The organism is Pseudomonas sp. Bout1 (assembly GCF_034314165.1).
GTDB lineage: Bacteria > Pseudomonadota > Gammaproteobacteria > Pseudomonadales > Pseudomonadaceae > Aquipseudomonas.
In genome coordinates this window covers 5611691-5629897 of the sequence record NZ_JAVIWK010000001.1, presented here as the reverse complement: position 1 = coordinate 5629897, position 18207 = coordinate 5611691, and the positions used below count along the sequence as shown (strand labels likewise).

At 60.3% G+C, this 18207-nt stretch carries 21 protein-coding genes; 14 read left to right on the top strand and 7 right to left on the bottom strand.

Translation table 11 applies throughout. The annotated features are described in order from the left end of the window. Window positions 1-36 precede the first annotated feature (36 nt). The 6 genes from lysS (at window position 37) to RGV33_RS26055 (ending at window position 5725) form a co-directional block, all read left to right on the top strand. Window positions 37-1539, top strand: coding sequence for a lysine--tRNA ligase (gene lysS / locus RGV33_RS26080; protein WP_322147139.1), 1503 nt, complete (start codon window positions 37-39; stop codon window positions 1537-1539). A 109-nt stretch (window positions 1540-1648) separates the two neighbouring features. After that, a complete protein-coding gene (locus RGV33_RS26075; RefSeq protein ID WP_322147137.1) occupies window positions 1649-2365 on the top strand; it encodes a TetR/AcrR family transcriptional regulator in 717 nt (238 codons plus the stop codon). Window positions 2366-2491: 126 nt separating this feature from the next. Beyond that, entirely contained in the window at window positions 2492-3040 is a 549-nt protein-coding gene (locus RGV33_RS26070; RefSeq protein WP_322147136.1) for a hypothetical protein, read from the top strand. 21 nt (window positions 3041-3061) lie between these two features. Beyond that, window positions 3062-4339, top strand: coding sequence for a flavohemoglobin expression-modulating QEGLA motif protein (locus RGV33_RS26065; protein WP_177047400.1), 1278 nt, complete (start codon window positions 3062-3064; stop codon window positions 4337-4339). Window positions 4340-4496: 157 nt separating this feature from the next. Beyond that, complete coding sequence (locus RGV33_RS26060) at window positions 4497-5402, top strand: alpha/beta hydrolase (RefSeq protein ID WP_322147135.1); 906 nt, start codon at window positions 4497-4499, stop codon at window positions 5400-5402. Continuing rightward, entirely contained in the window at window positions 5399-5725 is a 327-nt protein-coding gene (locus RGV33_RS26055; RefSeq protein ID WP_076017482.1) for a hypothetical protein, read from the top strand. Before RGV33_RS26060 ends, RGV33_RS26055 begins: the two co-directional genes overlap by 4 nt. A 183-nt stretch (window positions 5726-5908) precedes the next feature. Here RGV33_RS26055 and RGV33_RS26050 read toward each other — a convergent pair whose 3' ends face one another. From RGV33_RS26050 to RGV33_RS26035, 4 genes are all read right to left on the bottom strand, one after another. Beyond that, window positions 5909-6091, bottom strand: a complete 183-nt coding sequence (locus RGV33_RS26050; protein ID WP_322147133.1) for a hypothetical protein — start codon at window positions 6089-6091, stop codon at window positions 5909-5911. 58 nt (window positions 6092-6149) lie between these two features. After that, on the bottom strand, window positions 6150-6935 hold the full coding sequence (locus tag RGV33_RS26045; protein WP_322147132.1) for an OmpA family protein: 786 nt from the start codon (window positions 6933-6935) through the stop codon (window positions 6150-6152). Between the two features lie 55 nt (window positions 6936-6990). Beyond that, entirely contained in the window at window positions 6991-7422 is a 432-nt protein-coding gene (locus RGV33_RS26040; protein ID WP_322147130.1) for a DUF4398 domain-containing protein, read from the bottom strand. 285 nt (window positions 7423-7707) lie between these two features. Continuing rightward, window positions 7708-8052, bottom strand: coding sequence for a pilin assembly protein (locus RGV33_RS26035; protein WP_322147129.1), 345 nt, complete (start codon window positions 8050-8052; stop codon window positions 7708-7710). A gap of 187 nt (window positions 8053-8239) precedes the next feature. Between RGV33_RS26035 and ppc the strand changes: the two genes are divergently transcribed. The 7 genes from ppc (at window position 8240) to RGV33_RS26000 (ending at window position 15479) form a co-directional block, all read left to right on the top strand. After that, complete coding sequence (gene ppc, locus RGV33_RS26030; protein ID WP_322147128.1) at window positions 8240-10885, top strand: phosphoenolpyruvate carboxylase; 2646 nt, start codon at window positions 8240-8242, stop codon at window positions 10883-10885. Window positions 10886-11152: 267 nt separating this feature from the next. Further along, entirely contained in the window at window positions 11153-11800 is a 648-nt protein-coding gene (gene adk / locus RGV33_RS26025) for an adenylate kinase (protein WP_322147127.1), read from the top strand. 100 nt (window positions 11801-11900) lie between these two features. Continuing rightward, window positions 11901-12587 (top strand): tRNA (adenosine(37)-N6)-threonylcarbamoyltransferase complex dimerization subunit type 1 TsaB, encoded by a 687-nt coding sequence (gene tsaB / locus RGV33_RS26020; protein ID WP_322147125.1) that lies wholly within the window; start codon window positions 11901-11903, stop codon window positions 12585-12587. Between the two features lie 160 nt (window positions 12588-12747). Next, window positions 12748-13059, top strand: coding sequence for a hypothetical protein (locus tag RGV33_RS26015; RefSeq protein ID WP_322147124.1), 312 nt, complete (start codon window positions 12748-12750; stop codon window positions 13057-13059). Then, entirely contained in the window at window positions 13059-13919 is an 861-nt protein-coding gene (locus RGV33_RS26010) for a DUF72 domain-containing protein (protein ID WP_322147122.1), read from the top strand. The genes RGV33_RS26015 and RGV33_RS26010 overlap by 1 nt, the downstream gene beginning before the upstream one ends. A gap of 27 nt (window positions 13920-13946) precedes the next feature. Beyond that, complete coding sequence (locus tag RGV33_RS26005) at window positions 13947-14774, top strand: isocitrate lyase/phosphoenolpyruvate mutase family protein (RefSeq protein WP_322147120.1); 828 nt, start codon at window positions 13947-13949, stop codon at window positions 14772-14774. Between the two features lie 21 nt (window positions 14775-14795). Next, a complete protein-coding gene (locus RGV33_RS26000; protein ID WP_416152139.1) occupies window positions 14796-15479 on the top strand; it encodes an extensin family protein in 684 nt (227 codons plus the stop codon). Between the two features lie 3 nt (window positions 15480-15482). On the opposite strand, the gene RGV33_RS25995 is transcribed toward RGV33_RS26000, so the two are convergent. Then, window positions 15483-16103, bottom strand: coding sequence for an energy transducer TonB (locus RGV33_RS25995; protein ID WP_322147116.1), 621 nt, complete (start codon window positions 16101-16103; stop codon window positions 15483-15485). A 96-nt stretch (window positions 16104-16199) separates the two neighbouring features. Here RGV33_RS25995 and RGV33_RS25990 point away from each other — a divergent pair, with 96 nt between their 5' ends. Beyond that, window positions 16200-16982 (top strand): class I SAM-dependent methyltransferase, encoded by a 783-nt coding sequence (locus tag RGV33_RS25990; protein ID WP_322147115.1) that lies wholly within the window; start codon window positions 16200-16202, stop codon window positions 16980-16982. A 185-nt stretch (window positions 16983-17167) separates the two neighbouring features. On the opposite strand, the gene RGV33_RS25985 is transcribed toward RGV33_RS25990, so the two are convergent. Further along, complete coding sequence (locus RGV33_RS25985; protein WP_322147113.1) at window positions 17168-17656, bottom strand: RDD family protein; 489 nt, start codon at window positions 17654-17656, stop codon at window positions 17168-17170. A 95-nt stretch (window positions 17657-17751) separates the two neighbouring features. Continuing rightward, a complete protein-coding gene (locus tag RGV33_RS25980) occupies window positions 17752-17964 on the bottom strand; it encodes a cold-shock protein (protein ID WP_003220045.1) in 213 nt (70 codons plus the stop codon). Between the last annotated feature and the right edge of the window lie 243 nt (window positions 17965-18207).

Below are 18207 nucleotides of genomic sequence, written 5' to 3'. Positions count from 1 at the left end.
TTGGGAAAACGTACCTGTGATGGAATTTCAAAAGACATGAGCGACCAACAACTCGACCCGCAAGCCCTGCAACAGGAAGAAAACTCCCTGATCGCCCTGCGCAAGGAAAAGCTTGCTGCCGAGCGCGCCAAGGGCAATGCCTTCCCCAACGACTTCCGTCGCGACGCCTACTGCGAAGACTTGCAGAAACAGTACGCCGACAAGACCAAGGAAGAGCTGGCAGAGGCTGCGATCCCGGTCAAGGTGGCAGGTCGCATCATGCTCAACCGTGGCTCGTTCATGGTGATCCAGGACATGTCCGGCCGCATCCAGGTCTACGTCAACCGCAAGACTCTGCCGGAAGAAACCCTGGCCGCGGTGAAAACCTGGGACCTGGGCGACATCATTGCAGCCGAAGGCACCCTGGCCCGTTCGGGCAAGGGCGACCTGTACGTTGAAATGAGCAACGTGCGCCTGCTGACCAAATCCCTGCGCCCGCTGCCGGACAAGCACCACGGCCTGTCCGACACCGAGCAGCGTTATCGCCAGCGCTACGTTGACCTGATCGTCAACGAAGACGTGCGCCACACCTTCCGCGTGCGTTCGCAAGTGATTGCCCACACCCGCGCCTTCCTGATGCAGCGTGACTTCCTGGAAGTGGAAACGCCGATGCTGCAAACCATCCCCGGTGGTGCCGCAGCCAAGCCTTTCGAAACCCACCACAACGCGCTGGACATGGGCATGTACCTGCGCATCGCGCCGGAGCTGTACCTCAAGCGCCTGGTGGTTGGCGGCTTCGAGAAAGTGTTCGAGATCAACCGCAACTTCCGTAACGAAGGCGTTTCGACTCGGCACAACCCTGAGTTCACCATGTTGGAGTTCTACCAGGCCTACGCCGACTATGAAGACAACATGGACCTGACCGAAGAACTGTTCCGTGAACTGGCGCAGCTGGTTTTGGGTAGCACCGACGTGCCGTACGGCGACAAGGTGTTCCACTTCGGCGAGCCGTTCGTGCGCCTGTCGGTGTTCGACTCGATCCTCAAGTACAACCCTGAGCTGACTGCCGGCGACCTGACCGACATCGACAAGGCCCGTGCCATCGCCAAGAAAGCCGGGGCCAAGGTGCTGGGCTTTGAAGGCCTGGGCAAATTGCAGGTGATGATTTTCGAAGAACTGGTGGAGCACAAGCTGGAACAGCCGCACTTCATTACCCAGTACCCGTTTGAAGTGTCGCCGCTGGCCCGTCGCAACGATGACAACCCGAACGTCACTGACCGTTTCGAACTGTTCATCGGTGGCCGCGAAATCGCCAACGCCTATTCCGAGCTTAACGACGCAGAAGACCAGGCCGAGCGCTTCATGGCCCAGGTGGCCGACAAGGACGCTGGCGACGACGAGGCGATGCACTACGACGCCGACTTCGTTCGCGCCCTGGAGTACGGCATGCCGCCAACGGCCGGTGAAGGCATCGGTATCGACCGGTTGGTGATGTTATTGACCAACTCACCGTCGATCCGCGATGTGATCTTGTTCCCGCACATGCGGCCACAAGCGTAACCGTAGCGAACTCTGAAGCCGCCTTTTATAAGGCGGCTTTTTTATGTGGCCTGCACAAGCGTCAAGCTTACAGCGCCAGGTTTTCATTGATGTGAGAGGACAATCCGTCGTGAACCGCGTAATGGCTCAAAAGGGCGCCGCCGGCATTGCCGCTGCAGTGGCTGAAAGTGTTCAGTACCAGGGCCGCAAGGCCAGTCGCCGGGGCAGTGAGCAACGCAGGCAGGATATTCTCGATGCGGCGATGCGCATCGTGGTGCGCGAAGGCGTGCGCGCCGTGCGTCACCGTGCGGTGGCGGCAGAAGCTTCGGTGCCGTTGTCGGCTACCACCTATTACTTCAAGGACATCGACGACCTGCTCACCGATACCTTCGCCCAATACGTGGAGCGCAGTGCTGCGTTCATGGGCAAGTTGTGGGTGCGTAACGAGGGCCTGCTGCGTGAGATGGTGGCGTATGGCGACGGCAGCCCGCAGTCGCGCTCGCAACTGGCCGATGACATCGCGCGCCTGACCGCCGATTACGTGCAGCGCCAATTGCTCAACCGCCGCGAACACCTGATGGCCGAGCAGGCGTTTCGCCAGGAGGCGCTTTTGAACCCGCGCCTGGCCGAGTTGGTGCGCTCCCACCAGCAAATCCTGTTGCAGGGCACATGCCAGTTTTTCCAGGTATTGGGTTCGCGCGAGCCGCAACAGGATGCCAAAGTGTTGACGGCGATTATCGGTCGGATGGAATATCAGGGCCTGCTGGGTGGTGCAGAGCCACTGACCAGCGACGAAATGCTTGAGATCCTCAAGCGTTACATGCATCTGGTGTTGGCTTCCGTGTAGGCGACACCAATCAATTGTGGGAGCTGGCTTGCCTGCGATGGCATCACCTCGGTGTATCTGAAGGGCCCGAGTTGTGAGCATCGCAGGCAAGCCAGCTCCCACAGAAAATCGAGTGCGGAGTGTGCAATGAAAGCCTGGCGTCTGTGTGTGATCGCCTTGTCGTTCCTGTTACTCAGCGGTTGCCTGGTGACCTTCAAGGACCCGTTGCCGGCCAGTGAGGCGGCGCCGGATGCCCTGCTGGGTAAATGGGCCAGCAAAAATGCCTGGGGCGAGCCGCTCAACCTGCAAATCAGCCGCGTGGGCGAGCATCGCTACAAAGCCGTGAGCTACCCTAAAGCCAAGCCGGGCCAGCGTGATGAATACCTGTTCACGGTTTCCCGCCATGGCAGCCGCTGGTATTTGTCGGCGCCGTTGCCGGCCAAATTCGGCGGGTATTACATCCTCGCCGGGTTCGAACTCAATGATGAACACGAACTGGTGGTCTACAACCTCGACCTGGATCAGGTCCACCAGGCCGTCGGCCAGAAAGTCTTGAGTGGCAGCACCGTCGAAACCGTCGAAGGCGACGGCGTGTTGATCGACAGTTCCATGGCCCGGGTATTTGCGTACCTGGATGACCCGGCCAATGCCGACGTGTTCGTCGAAGCCGTGCGCTACCAGCGTGCTGGCAAATAACGTTTAAAGAGGAAGCACCGGGTGGACGATTACCAGCAGACGATACGCACCTTGTCCGATCGCATTGTGCTGGCACAAACACCGATTCGCGTCCTCGACGCCGTGAAGTGGGACGAGAACATTCGCCAGGGATTCCTCAAGGCCAAGGGCAAGGAAATGCCGGCGGTAAACCGCGACTACTACCTGACGCGCCCGCTATCGTTCGACTCCAGCGCAGTGAAGCTGGAGTTCCAGAACATTGAGCGTGACATCACCCGCCAGCTCGGCCAGTTCAACCCGGTGGGGCAGATCATGCGGCGCATGTGCAAGGAATACCGCATGGTGGTGCGCATGCTCGAAGCGCGCGGCACCGAGGACTTCGGCCTGATTTCCCAGGAACTGTACGGCGCCGCCTCCGATGCGTTCCACGCCGGTGACCCGACCCTGGCCGACCTCGGCCTGATGATGTCGGACTACCTGAACAATATCGATGGCCGTGGCGACCTCAAGGACGAAGCCAAGACCCTGACCGCCAAGGACGCCGTCAACCTGCTGCAAAGCCGCCTGAACAAGGTATTCGGCGAGGCCGAGGAAACCATTCGGGTGTTTGAGTCCGACGGTATCGTGGCGGATGCGGCGGCGGGTGCCGACTACATCAAGATCCGCGCCGACGCGATGTTCAATGACCGCGACGTGCGCGCCCTGGAAGTCCATGAAGGCCTGGTGCATGTGGGCACCACCCTCAATGGCCAGAACCAGCCTATCTGCACCTTCCTGTCCAAGGGCCCGCCCTCGTCGACGGTGACCCAGGAAGGCCTGGCGATCCTGATGGAGATCATCACCTTTGCCTCCTACCCCAGCCGCTTGCGCAAGCTGACCAACCGCACTCGCGCCATTCACATGGTGGAGCAGGGCGCCGACTTTTTGCAGGTGTTCGAATTTTTCCGTGAGCAGGGCTTTGAGATGGCGGAAAGCTACGGCAATGCCAGCCGGGTTTTCCGTGGCTCGACGCCTACGGGCCTGCCGTTTACCAAGGATTTGTCCTACCTCAAGGGCTTTATCATGGTTTACAACTACATTCAGTTGGCCGTGCGCAAAGGCAAGCTGGAGCAAGTGCCGTTGTTGTTCTGCGGCAAGACCACCCTGGAAGACATGCGCACCCTGCGCCAATTGGTGGACGAAGGCCTGGTGGTGCCGCCCAAATACCTGCCGGACCAGTTCCGCGACATGAATGCGTTGGCGGCCTGGATGTGTTTCTCCAACTTCCTCAACCATTTGAGCCTGGACCGGATCGAGGCGGATTACTCCAATATCCTTTGAGGGATTTCCCTGAAAGAACTCGGTCAAAATGTGGGGGCTGGCTTGCCTGCGATGACGATGGTGAATCCAACACCGTTATCGCAGGCAAGCCAGCTCCCACAGTTGATCTTCATCAGCCATGGGGCTCTGTTCCAACCCATTTACGAGGTTTCAACGGATGAGAATCCTCGGCATTCTTTGCCTGCTACTGACCCTGAACGGCTGCAGCTCCCTGTTGTTTTACCCGGAGCGCGGCTTGCCGTTCACCCCGGAAAAAGCCCACCTGCACTACCGTGATGTCACGTTGACCACCGCCGACGGCGTCAAGCTGCACGCCTGGTGGCTGCCGGCGAAGGCCGGCGTGCCGCTCAAGGGCACGGTGCTGCACCTGCACGGCAACGGCGGTAACCTTTCCTGGCACCTCGGTGGCAGTTGGTGGCTGCCCGAGCAGGGCTATCAAGTGCTGCTGCTGGACTATCGCGGTTACGGCCTGTCCGAAGGCGAACCTTCGCTGCCGGCGGTCTATCAAGACATCGACGCCGCCTTCAAGTGGATCGACAACGCCCCCGAAACCCAGGGCCAGCCGCTGATTGTGCTCGGCCAAAGCCTGGGCGGCGCGCTGGTGGTGCACTACCTGGCGGAACATCCCGAACGTCAGCCAAAGCTCAAGGCGCTGGTGCTCGACGGTGTGCCGGCCAGTTATCGTGATGTGGGACAATTTGCCCTGGGCACCTCGTGGCTAACATGGCCCTTCCAGGTGCCGTTATCGTGGCTGGTGCCGGACGCTGACAGTGCGATCAACGCCATGCCCCGACTCACCGGCGTGCCGAAATTGCTGTTTCACAGTCTCGATGATCCGATCGTGCCGCTGTCCAACGGCATTCGCCTGTACCAGGCTGCGCCGCCTCCGAGGGTGCTGCAACTGACCCGGGGCGGCCACGTGCAGACCTTTGCCGACAAAACCTGGCAAACCGTGATGCTGCGCTATCTTGACGACCCGCAGCATTTCAACGGGCTGCGCCGCCTGGGGGAAATCCCCAATTACCCGCCAGCCCCGAATTCCAACGCAGAGAACCCGCAATGAGCGAAGAGCGCAACATGATCCCCCTGATCCTCACCGGCATTGGCACCATCATCGGCACGGTCGGTTGCCTGTGGTACTACGGCTATTTGCACTTTGCCAAGCCCGAGGACGCGTTGTTGCTCAGTGACTTCACCATGCTCAAGACCGTACCGGGCGAGGACTACAAAATCTCCCTGACTCCGGCCGCCCAAGTGGCGCAGTGTGTCGATGGCGTGCTGGTGTTGTTCGACACCGAACAAAAAGGCCTGACCGGTGTGCTGGTCAATGGCAAGAAACAGGCGGTGCGCTGCATGGGCCAGGAAACACCGCAACTGGAACAGTAGGACAGGCCGTGTAAGAAACGCTGGAACCATTCTGGATTGATTACCACAGATTTCGAACTGACCAGCGTCGCTGATTCGGTTACTTAATGTGGGGTCATAGAAATGAAAGTTAACGATTCATCTTCGATACAGAGCTTTGGCAATTTTGGCACTGAAGGCATTCAGGGTCCGGCCGCACCCCGGTCAGGTGCCGGCCAGGGCGCGGGAGGCGAGGATCTTCTGGAGTTGCTCAGGAAGTTGCTGGCACAAGCCGAGCAACCAGGCAGCCAGGAGCAAGGCGCCGGTGGGCAGGCTGGCAGCGGTAGCGGCGGGCAGATTCGGTTTAGTTGAATGTGCCCCGGCCCTGAGGATATCGAGCTGATCCACCGGTGCCCCAAACAAAAAACCCCGCCAATCGGCGGGGTTTTTCAGGTGCAGCAGGCGATCAGTTAGCCATCGACGAACGTGGCTTGACCGGCTGGTTGTCATTGGAGATGGTCACTTCAACGCGGCGGTTCATGGCACGGCCCGAAACGCTGCTGTTGTCGGCAACCGGGTATTCCTTGCCATAGCCCTGGGTCACGATGCGCGAGATATCCACACCCTGGTTGGCCAGCGCGCGCTGTACAGAAGCGGCGCGGCGCTCGGACAGGCTCTGGTTGTACGAGTCGGAACCGGTGCTGTCGGTGTAGCCTTCGACAATCACTTTACGGTCCGGGTTATCGCGCAGGAACTGCGCCAGTTTGGTGATGTTCACCAGGCCGCTCGACTTCAGGTCGGACTTGTTGGTGGCGAACAACACGTCACCGAAGGTCACGAGCGTGCCGCGATCGGTCTGCTTGGCGTTCAAGCTGTCTTGCAGTTGCTTGATCTGCGCATCGCGAGCGTCCAGCAGGGCACGGGCGCGTTCATCGCCAGCGTTTTTCAGCTTGGCTTCGGAGTCGCGCAGGACGATGGTGTCCTTGGCCACTTCAACGCGCTGGTTGGTCAGGTAGGCCAGTTGGTCAACTTTCTTCTGGTCTTCCTTGTCGCGGTAGGCCTTGTCAGCCTTGTCCAGCCAGTCGCTGGCGTCTTTGGTTTCCAGCGCCGCGACTTTGGTCGCTTGCGGGTTGGCTTGCAGGGCCGAGAAGTTGGTGCGAGCGTTTTCCAGGTTCTGGTTCGGCGGGGTGGAGCAAGCCGCCAGAGCAACGCTCATCGCCAGCAGGGCAGGGATCATCAATTGTTTACGCATAGTCGTGTCGTCCTTTCAATTCGGTTTCGGGTGCAATGCAATCAGTGGAGACGCCTTATTGCTGTGGCTTGACCACAGCAGCCGGGCGCATGCCTTCCTGACGCAGCTCCTGAACAGCTTTCTGGGAATCCTTCACAGCCTGTTCGGCCTTGGCAGCCTGGGCTTTACGCTCGGCAACGCGAGCGTCCCACTCGGCTTGCTCGGCCAGGCGACGGGCTTCGTCATAGTTCTTGTCGTGCATGGCGATTTCGGCTTGTTTCAGTTTGTCCTGAGCCGACTTCATTTCCACTGCGGCGTATTCGGTACCACCGGCGCTGACGGCGCTGTTCACCGCAGATTGGGTCACAGCGTATTGCTCGGTCGGCGGGTTGCCGGCGCAGCCAGCCAGTACGAAGCTGGTGCCGATTGCCAGCGCGGCCAATTTAAGCCCGCGCAGGTGGTTAAACGTGGTTTTGGCAGTGCTGGTCTTCATCGTCTTCAACTCCATTAGGTAACTCCTGAAAAACATCAAATCCATCTCCGGCTTGCAGTGTCTGCGGGGCCCGGCGGTAACGCTCATGGCGCCTATTCAAACGGCTGTTCCAAGTGATGGCTTACTGGCTGTGACCGGAGGCTTTTTTGAATAGTTCAGCGAAGATGGCGAATTGCCTAAAAAAATATCTGACTGAACGGTCAGCGCTTAAAAGTTGGAACTTTTGTATTGCGCAGCGGTATTCCGAGCCCCTGGAAGGCCCGGAATAGCTGGGGTGGCGGGTTTTTTAGGGCAGGTTGATCAGTGTTTCTGCTTGTCAGGCTGGGCTGACAAATCATGCAGGTGGCGCCGTGACAATGTGAGAAAACGCGGCGTCGGGCCCACGTCTTCGTACAACGGGTCGCCCTCTTCGTCGGTGGCAATCACCTGCTTGCCCTTGATGTAGGGGAAGCTGGCTTCCAGTTCTTCAAGGGCTGCGCCAATCAGCTCGCCAAGCAATTCCTGGGGATGGCGTTTGGGGTACATCTCGCAGATGGCCGCCAGCCTGGCAGCGGCTTCTACGTCCAGATGGATGGCGTATTCGGTTTCGGTCAGGCGCCCCTTGGCGTTCTCTTCCCAATGTTGGGCCAGTTCTCGGATTTTCATGGCAACCTCAATGGAGCCCGCGCTCGGCGGGCGATGATGAGTGACCAGCCGACCAGCGCGGATAACGCTGCGGCTTACTGTTGAGACTAGCTGCAACTCACAAGGTTTAAAGTTCCTTGTAAGACTTCGCCGTGGGCGGCACTCTTGAGCATCAAAGCGTCCCGGATTTTCTGCTGGAGATTGGCTGATGAGCGATATCGATGCACGTTTGCGTGAGGACGTTCACCTGCTGGGTGAGTTGTTGGGCAACACGATTCGAGAGCAGTACGGCGATGAATTCCTCGACAAGATCGAGCAGATCCGAAAAGGCGCCAAGGCCGACCGCCGTGGCGCGGCCTCGGAGCAGGTCGCCGGCGAAGAACTGAGCGCCAGCCTCAATCAACTCAAGGAAGACGAACTGCTACCAGTGGCCCGGGCCTTCAACCAGTTTCTCAACCTGGCCAACATCGCCGAGCAGTACCAATTGATCCACCGCCGTGATGAATCGACGCCTGCACCGTTCGAGTCACGGGTACTGCCGGAACTGCTGGCACGCTTGCAGAGCGAAGGCCACAGCAGCGAATCCCTGGCGCGCCAGTTGGGCCGGCTGGAAATCGAACTGGTGCTCACCGCGCACCCCACCGAAGTTGCCCGCCGCACCCTGATCCAGAAATACGACGCCATCGCCGCACAATTGGCCCTGCAGGACCACCGCGACCTCACCACTGCCGAGCGCGAACAGATCCGCGATCGCCTGCAACGCCTCATCGCCGAAGCGTGGCATACCGAAGAAATCCGCCGCACCCGTCCCACGCCAGTAGACGAAGCCAAGTGGGGCTTTGCGGTGATCGAGCATTCGCTGTGGCACGCCATCCCGAATTATCTACGCAAGGCCGATCATGCCTTGCACGCCGCCACCGGCCTGCACTTGCCGCTGGAAGCTGCGCCGATTCGCTTCGCGTCCTGGATGGGCGGCGACCGCGACGGCAACCCCAACGTCACCGCGCCGGTCACCCGCGAAGTCTTGCTGCTGGCGCGCTGGATGGCGGCTGACTTGTACTTGCGCGACATCGACCACCTCGCCTCCGAGCTGTCGATGCAACAGGCCAGCCCGGCGTTGCAGGCCAAGGTCGGTGACAGCGTGGAGCCTTACCGGGCGCTGCTCAAGCAGTTGCGTGAACGCCTGCGAGCTACGCGCCAATGGGCCCACACCTCGTTGACTGCCACCACACCGGCGACTGCCGAAGTGCTGCAGAACAACCGTGAGCTGCTCGACCCGCTGGAGCTGTGCTACGAGTCGCTGCACACCTGTGGCATGGGCGTGATTGCCGACGGCCCGCTGCTGGATTGCCTGCGTCGGGCGGTCACGTTTGGCCTGTTCCTGGTGCGCCTTGATGTGCGCCAGGATTCGTCCCGCCATTGTGCGGCGATGACCGAAATCACCGATTACCTGGGCCTTGGCCGTTACGAAGATTGGGACGAAGAGGCGCGCATCAGTTTCCTGATGAAGGAACTGGCCAACCGTCGACCCTTGCTGCCGGGTTACTTCAAACCCTCGGCCGACACCGCCGAAGTGCTGAATACTTGTAAAGAAATCGCCGCCGCGCCTGCCGCTTCCCTGGGTTCCTACGTGATCTCCATGGCCGGCGCCGCCTCGGATGTATTGGCCGTGCAACTGCTGCTCAAGGAGTCCGGCGTACAACGGCCGATGCGTGTGGTGCCGTTGTTCGAGACCCTGGCTGACCTGGACAATGCAGGCCCGGTGATCGAAAAGCTGCTGCTGTTGCCGGGTTACCGTGCGCGCCTGCAAGGCCCGCAGGAAGTGATGATCGGCTACTCGGATTCGGCCAAGGACGCGGGCACTACCGCGGCCGCCTGGGCGCAATACCGGGCCCAGGAACGGCTGGTGGAAATCTGCCGCGAACAGCAAGTCGAACTGCTGTTGTTCCACGGTCGCGGCGGCACCGTGGGCCGTGGTGGCGGCCCGGCCCACGCGGCAATTCTGTCGCAGCCACCGGGCTCGGTAGCGGGGCGTTTCCGTACCACAGAACAGGGCGAGATGATCCGCTTCAAGTTCGGCCTGCCGGACATCGCCGAGCAAAACCTCAACCTGTATCTGGCGGCGGTGCTGGAGGCAACGTTGTTGCCACCGCCACCACCGGAACCGGCCTGGCGCCACTTGATGGACGAATTGGCGGCCGACGGTGTCAGTGCTTACCGCGCGGTGGTGCGGGAAAACCCGCAATTCGTCGAGTATTTCCGCCAGTCCACTCCGGAGCAGGAGTTGGGCCGCTTGCCACTGGGCAGTCGCCCGGCCAAGCGCCGTGCCGGCGGTATTGAAAGCCTGCGGGCGATCCCGTGGATTTTCGGTTGGACCCAAACCCGCCTGATGCTGCCGGCCTGGCTTGGCTGGGAAGCAGCGTTGAGCAAGGCCCTGGAGCGCGGCGAAGGCGAGTTGCTGGGGCAGATGCGCGAGCAGTGGCCGTTCTTCCGCACGCGTATCGATATGCTGGAAATGGTGCTGGCCAAGGCCGACGCCGACATCGCCCGGCTGTATGACGAGCGTCTGGTGCAGCCCGATCTGCTGCCATTGGGCGCGCACTTACGCGACCTATTGTCGCAGGCATGCAGTGTGGTGCTTGGCCTGACCGGCCAGTCGCAGCTGCTGGCCCATAGCCCCGACACCCTTGAGTTCATCCGCCTGCGCAACACCTACCTGGACCCGTTGCACCTGTTGCAGGCCGAATTGCTGGCCCGTTCGCGGCAGCAGGAAGCGGCACAGGACAGCCCTCTGGAACAGGCGCTGCTGGTGTCTGTGGCCGGTATTGCGGCCGGGTTGCGCAACACCGGCTGACATTTATGGCGTGTTCTCAATAGCTTGCAGACACACCACGCCGGTCGCCGTAAAATTGGCGACCGGCGTTTTGCTGCCAGGGTTGCACCGCCCTATAAAGCCAGCGCGGCGCGGGTTTCTCCTACTTTCGGCGGCTTGTGTGGTTTGGGCCTGCTGTGTATCTTGATCAGCCTTTGGCCGTTTGTGCGGCCTGGACCCAAATTTCCGAGATTGGCCCCACGCGGCGAATCCGAGCGTCATCTCTATAAAAAATTGAGGAGCACATCGATGCGCGTCATTCTGCTGGGAGCTCCCGGGGCCGGTAAAGGTACTCAGGCAAAGTTCATCACTGAAAAATTCGGCATTCCACAAATCTCCACCGGCGACATGCTGCGTGCGGCCGTCAAGGCTGGCACCGAGCTGGGCCTGATCGCCAAGAGCGTGATGGACAGCGGCGGCCTGGTCTCCGATGACTTGATCATCAACCTGGTCAAGGAACGCATCAGCCAGGATGACTGCAAGAACGGTTTCCTGTTCGACGGTTTCCCGCGCACCATTCCCCAGGCTGAAGCCCTGGTGAAGGCCGGCGTCGAGCTGGACAACGTGGTAGAAATCGCCGTTGAAGACGAAGAGATTGTGCAACGTATTGCCGGTCGTCGCGTTCACGAAGCCTCGGGCCGCGTTTACCACATCGTCTACAACCCACCAAAAGTGGCTGGCAAGGACGATGTCACCGGCGAAGACCTGGTGCAGCGTAAAGACGACACCGAAGAAACCGTGCGTCATCGCCTGTCGGTCTACCACTCGCAAACCAAGCCACTGGTAGACTTCTACCAGAAGCTGGCCGATGCCCAGGGCAAGCCGAAGTACAGCCACATCGAAGGCGTTGGCTCGGTTGAGTCCATCACCGGCAAGGTACTGCAAGCGTTGAGCTGATGCTTAAATCGCGAGCAAGCTTGCTCCTACACAACGGCCCGCTTGCGGGCCGTTGTTGTTTATACTGGCGCACTTTTTTTCAACGTGGATGCATACACCGATGAGCACCTTGCTGGCCCTGGACACCGCGACTGAAGCTTGCTCCGTTGCCCTGCTGCACGATGGCAAGGTTACAAGCCACTACGAGGTGATCCCGCGCCTGCACGCGCAGAAGCTGTTGCCGATGATCAAGCAACTGCTGCTGGAGGCGGGCACTACCTTGTCGGCGGTGGATGCCATCGCGTTCGGGCGTGGCCCGGGTGCATTCACCGGTGTGCGCATCGCTATTGGTGTGGTCCAGGGCCTGGCGTTTGCGCTGGAGCGTCCGGTGTTGCCGGTCTCCAACCTGGCAGTGTTGGCGCAGCGGGCGTTGCGCGAACACGGCGCCCGCCAGGTCGCGGCCGCTATCGATGCGCGTATGGACGAAGTGTATTGGGGCTGCTACCGCGAAACCGCTGGCGAAATGTGCTTGGTCGACGCGGAAGCGGTACTGCCGCCCGAGGCCGCAGCCTTGCCGAGTGATGCCACTGGCGACTGGTTCGGTGCAGGCACTGGCTGGGGTTACGGCGAGCGCATTGGCGTGACGCTTGCGGGCCAGGCGGCCAGCATGTTGCCTCATGCCGAAGACCTGCTGACCTTGGCACGCTTTGCCTGGGAGCGGGGCGAAGCCATTCCCGCCGATCAGGCTGCCCCCGTGTACTTGCGCGATAAAGTCGCGCAAACCAAGGCCGAACGCGGGATTATTTGACGTCAACAATGCGGACAACGTCAGGCAAAAATCGCCAATCGTCAGAATTTGCCCGCGCTTTTAAACCTTTTTCAAATTATGTGTTCTAGTTATCACCAGAGCATTTGCGCGCCATGGAAAGCGCCACTAAAATGCCATCACCGATACCGAGTTCGCATGTATGCGCATAGACGGCTTTTCATCACAGTCCTACCCCCTCAAGCGCAAGCCTCGCAAGGCGAACGTGACGGTAGACGAATCCGTCGAAGACTCGCCCGACTTTGTTGAAATCCACTCCGACTCAACGGCAGTTTCTGCTCGTTCCCAAGGTTCCAGCGGCGAACGCATCAGCGGTGTTCCTGCTCGCCAGCAAGACATGGTCTTCCCGCGCTCCATGAGCAAAAACGTCGCCACTGCCCTGGCCAGCTACCTGACCACCGCCGGCTTTGTCGAATGGGATATGGAAGTGCTGGGCCTCGATATCCATATCTGATGCTGCTGCCTTACTACCTCGGTTGCCCGTCCTGGAGTGAAAATGCCTGGCGCGAGTACCTGTATCCCGCCGACGCACGCTCCAGCGATTACCTTGCCCTGTATTCCCAGGTCTTCAATGCCGTTGAAGGTAATACCACGTTCTATGCCCGTCCCTCTGTCGCCACCGTGCAACGCTGGGCTGAAATCATGCCCGAGCATTTTCGGTTCACCGCCAAGTTTCCGGGTGATATCAGCCACAGCGGCAACTTGATTGAGCAGTTGCCGGCGGCGGAAAGTTTTCTGGGGTTGATGAGCCCGTTGGGCGAGCGTATTTCGCCGTTATGGCTGCAATTGCCGGCCAGTTTTACCCCGCAACGCCTGGGTGAGTTGGCCGGGTTTATCGACGGGCTGGAGCGACCGTTGGCGGTGGAGGTGCGTCACTCGGAGTTCTTCGCCAAGGGCGACGCCGAGCGCGGGCTTAACCGCTTGCTGCGCGACCGAGGTGTCGAGCGCATCTGCCTGGACCCGCGCGCGCTGTTCAGTTGCACCTCCACCTCGGCAGCGGTGCTGCACGCCCAATCGAAAAAGCCCAAGGTGCCGCCTCGCCCGGCGGCATTAACGCAGTTTCCGCAAGTGCGCTTTATTGGCCATCCCGAGTTGGAAGCCAATGACCCGTTCCTGGCGCCCTGGATTGAAAAGGTCACCGGCTGGATCGAAGAGGGGCGTACGCCTTACGTGTTTTTGCACACGTCCGACAATCGCCTGGCCGCCCAACTTGCCTTGCGCTTTCATGAGCAGTTGATGGTGCGATTGCCCGGCTTGCCGGCATTGCCCACGCTGCATCGAGAACCCGCAGCAGAGCAACTGGGGTTACTCTAAGGCTCCTTTTTCCGACAGGAGTCAGTCATGGATGCTCAAACCCTTCGCGCCGAAACCTTCAAGGCCTTGCATGAGCGTGACCGTGCTTTTGTGATGCCCAATCCGTGGGATGCCGGTTCCGCAAAAATGCTTGCCAGCCTGGGTTTCGAAGCCCTGGCCACCACCAGCGCCGGTTTCGCCTTCAGCCTCGGTCGTCCGGACGCCGAAGGTGCGCTGTCCCTGGAAGATACCCTGGGTAATGCCGGGACGATTGTCCAGGCGACTTCGCTGCCCGTCGCCGCCGACCTGGAAAACGGCTTCAGTGACACGCCGCAAGGTTGTGCCGAAACTATCCTGCGCGCCGCCGCTACCGGCATTGTCGGTGGTTCCATCGAAGACGCGACCGCAATTGCGGTCGACCCGATCTACCCCTTCGACTTGTCTGTCGAGCGCGTCGAAGCTGCCGTCGCCGCTGCCCGCAGCTTGCCGTTCCCCTTCACCCTGACCGCTCGCGCAGAAAACCTCCTGCATGGCCGGTTGGATTTGCCCGACACCATCCGCCGCCTGCAGGCCTACGCCGAGGCCGGTGCCGACGTGCTCTATGCGCCGGCGCTACGCAGTGCCGAGGAAGTGTTGGCGGTGGTGAAGGCGGTCGCGCCCAAGCCGGTGAATATCTTGATGTCCGGCGCCCTGAAACTCAGCGTGGCGCAATTGAGCGAGATGGGCGTCAAACGCATCAGCGTTGGCTCGGCCATGACCCTGGCGGCGTATGGCGAGTTCTTCAGGGCTGCCCAGGAAATTCATGAGTTGGGTACGTTTACCTTTACCGAGCGTTCGATGCCATTCAGCCAGGCCAATCAGCTGTTCAAGGGTTGAGGCGTCGTGCGCTTCTTCAAGATGCTGGGCGTACTGCTCGTGTTGGCGGGCGGTTTGCTTGTGGGTGTGTGGCGGGGCTGGCTGCCGCTGCCCGATGAGTGGAACCCCTGGGCGCCGCTGGATGTGCGTGCAAGCCCGAACCTGCTGACCCGATTCAAGCTGGGGCGCCTGCAGGATGACCCGGCGTTGTGTGACCAGGTGCTCAAAAGCTCCGGGCTGCGGGTCACTCATCAGGCGGACGGCCCTGCCGATGCCGCCTGCCCGCTGCGCAATACCTTGCGGGTTCAAGGTGCGGACGTTGGCTTGAGCAGCAGCTTTCTCGCCAGTTGCCCGCTGGCCGTGGCGTTCGCCCTGTTTGAGCGTCACAGCCTGCAACCGGCGGCCCAGGCGGTGTTTGGCCAGGCGGTGACGCGGGTTGACCACCTGGGCAGCTTTGCCTGTCGCAACATCTACAATCGCGCCAACGGGCGACTCAGCCAGCACGCGTCGGCCAATGCCTTGGACATCGCCGGGTTTCGCTTGGCGGACGGTCGCACCATCAGCGTGCTCAAGGATTGGCCGGGTGACGGCGAGGGCGCGCGTTTTCTGCGGCAAGTCCGCGATGGCGCCTGCAAGGATTTCAACGTGGTGTTGAGCCCGGATTACAACGCGGCCCACCGGAACCACTTTCATGTGGATATGGGGCGTTGGTGGCTGTGTCGCTGAGTGTCAGGCTGCCAGGCGCAGGTTATGCAGGATCAGCGGGCGAGCCCAGCGGCTGTCGAAGTCCAGGGCTTTTTGTTGTTCAACCAGCTCTTGCGCCGGGAATGGCGGCGGTGGCGGTGGCAGCAGGTCCAGTTCGAATTCGGCAATTGGCAGGTGCAGCGGCCGTGGTTGCGGAGCCGGGCCTGGAACAGGCAGCGGTTGGCCAGCGGTCAGGACGATAGGGCGTACCCAGCCGCTCTCGAAGTTTTGCTGCGTTTGCTGGGCGAGCACTTCTTGCGCCGGGAATGGCGGCGGCGCCGGTGGCAGCAGCTCCATTTCGAATTCGGCAATAGGCAGGAACAGCGGCTCTGGCGGGGCTATTTCGGTGTCTTTCACATCACATGCGCGCTGGGTGACGATCTGTGACAGCAGGTCACTGCCTTCGCTCGGCTCGACCGACGGGTCTACCGGTTTTGCCACCGATGTGGCGAGCGCGCCTGGCGTATCGCCGAGCTGTTCGGCCAACGCCTGGGCAAAAAAGTCCTGCCACACATGACTGACGCCGGCCAGCGCTTGGGTATTGCGCAGGCCGAAGTGGTTGTGGGTCGGCAGTACACCGGTAAATAGCGAAGGAATGTCTGACATTTCTCTCGATCGTCGCTCAGCTCTGGCAAAATGCCTGATCCTTTTTTTTATCGGCCGCTTTTCGCCGATCCTTAATATTTTTGAGCGAAGTGACAGATGAGTGAACAACCAGCGGCCAGCCGCATCCGGGTCGAGGCCTTGGCGGACGGTTTCCAGGCCCGTGCCCAGCACTGGGCCGAGCAGCTCGGGTTGCCTTTGCAGCTGGATGAGGCGGACTTTGCCTTGCAGGTCGGTGAGCAGGGCTTGCAGCTGCAACAGCTGGGGCCTGATGCGCCAGGGCCAGTGCGGGTGGATTTTGTGGAAGGTGGTGCGGCGCATCGGCGTTTGTACGGTGGTGGCAGTGGGCAGATGATTGCCAAGGCGGTGGGCGTGGCTCAGGGCGTGCGGCCGCGGGTGTTGGACGCTACGGCGGGGCTGGGCAAGGATGCATTCGTGCTGGCCAGCCTTGGGTGTGAGATGAGCCTGATTGAGCGGCAGCCGTTGATTGGAGCGTTGCTGGAAGACGGCTTGGCGCGCGGGGCCGAGGATTTTGAGGTGGCACCGATTGTGGCGCGGATGCGGTTGCTCAAGGGCAATTCGATCGAGGTGATGCGTGATTGGGAGGGGGAGCCGCCTCAGGTGATTTATCTGGACCCGATGTTTCCGCATCGGGAGAAGACCGCGCTGGTGAAGAAAGAGATGCGGTTGTTTCGGCCCCTGGTGGGGGATGATCCTGATGCGCCGGCCTTGCTTGCGGCTGCATTGGCGCTTGCCAGTCACCGGGTGGTGGTGAAGCGGCCGCGTAAGGCGCCGTGTATTGACGGACCCAAGCCAAGCCATGCGTTGGATGGGAAGTCCAGCCGTTATGACATTTATCCGAAGAAAGCGCTGAAATCTTGAGGCGGGTTTGGGGCCGATCAACAGGGCAAGATCCAGAGCGAAAGCTGTAGGAGCTGGCTTGCCGGCGATGCAGGCACCTCGATGTATCAGGTACACCCCGTTGATGCCATCGCCGGCAAGCCAGCTCCTACAGTGGGCTTGTGGGCGCAACCCCTATCAGCCCTGATCACAGCAACGCCCAAAACCTACTTCTTTTTCTTCGGAACCCGCACCAACTGCGTGTCGGAATACAGGTCATGCCAACTGCGTTTCTGCTTGTCGAACAACGACCAGATAAACCCCAACCCCACGCATAACCAAGACGCAATCGACACCACGAACCGTAGCAGCGCTTGCCACAAACTGATCCGTGACCCATCGGCGTTCTGCACCCGCACCCCCCAAACCTGCATGCCCAGGGTCTGCCCCGAATGCGTCCAGAACTTGGCAAAAAAACCAAACAACACAAAAAACAAAATCGTCGACAACAGCGGGTCACCATCCAGCGCACCCGATTCAGAAAGCGCGCGCAGCTTGGCCTCCCCGACAAACCCCATCCACACCAGCTTGTAGATAAAGGCCGTGACAATCAGCAAGGCCGTGCACAACAAAAAATCATAGAACATCGCTGCCAGGCGACGACCCAGCCCTACGGCGGGAAACTCGCCCTGGGGACTCAGCAGGTGTTTCGACATGGCATGGCTCTCGGCAGGAAAAACGCCATTTTACGGAAGAACGCGCATAAAAAAGCCCCTGATGTCATATCAGGGGCTTTTTGTCGCAGCAAGGATCAGCCTTCTGCTTGTACTTCGTCGGCCTGCATGCCTTTCTGGCCTTGCACCGCGATGAAGGTCACTTTCTGGCCTTCTTTCAGGCTTTTGAAGCCGTTGCCCTGAATAGCGCGGAAGTGGACGAACAGATCCGGACCGCTTTCTGGAGTGATAAAACCAAACCCTTTTTCGTCGTTAAACCACTTGACGGTACCGCTCTGACGATCAGCCATTTTCTTGTTTCCTTGACGCAAAAAATTAATGACAGCCCCTTTCACATGAAAGAGTACTGGGCTGGGTTGCTGGAAAGTAAGAGACGTCGAACGGGTTGTAGCAAACTTTGGCTACTGCCCAGGTCCAGGTTCAAAGCGACCCATGCAAACACAGTGAGCAAACTCTACGCCAACTAAGACCGAAAAAACAAGCCCCGGCAAAAGCCCTGGTTTTGCTCGGCTTAATGGCACTTAAGCGCACAA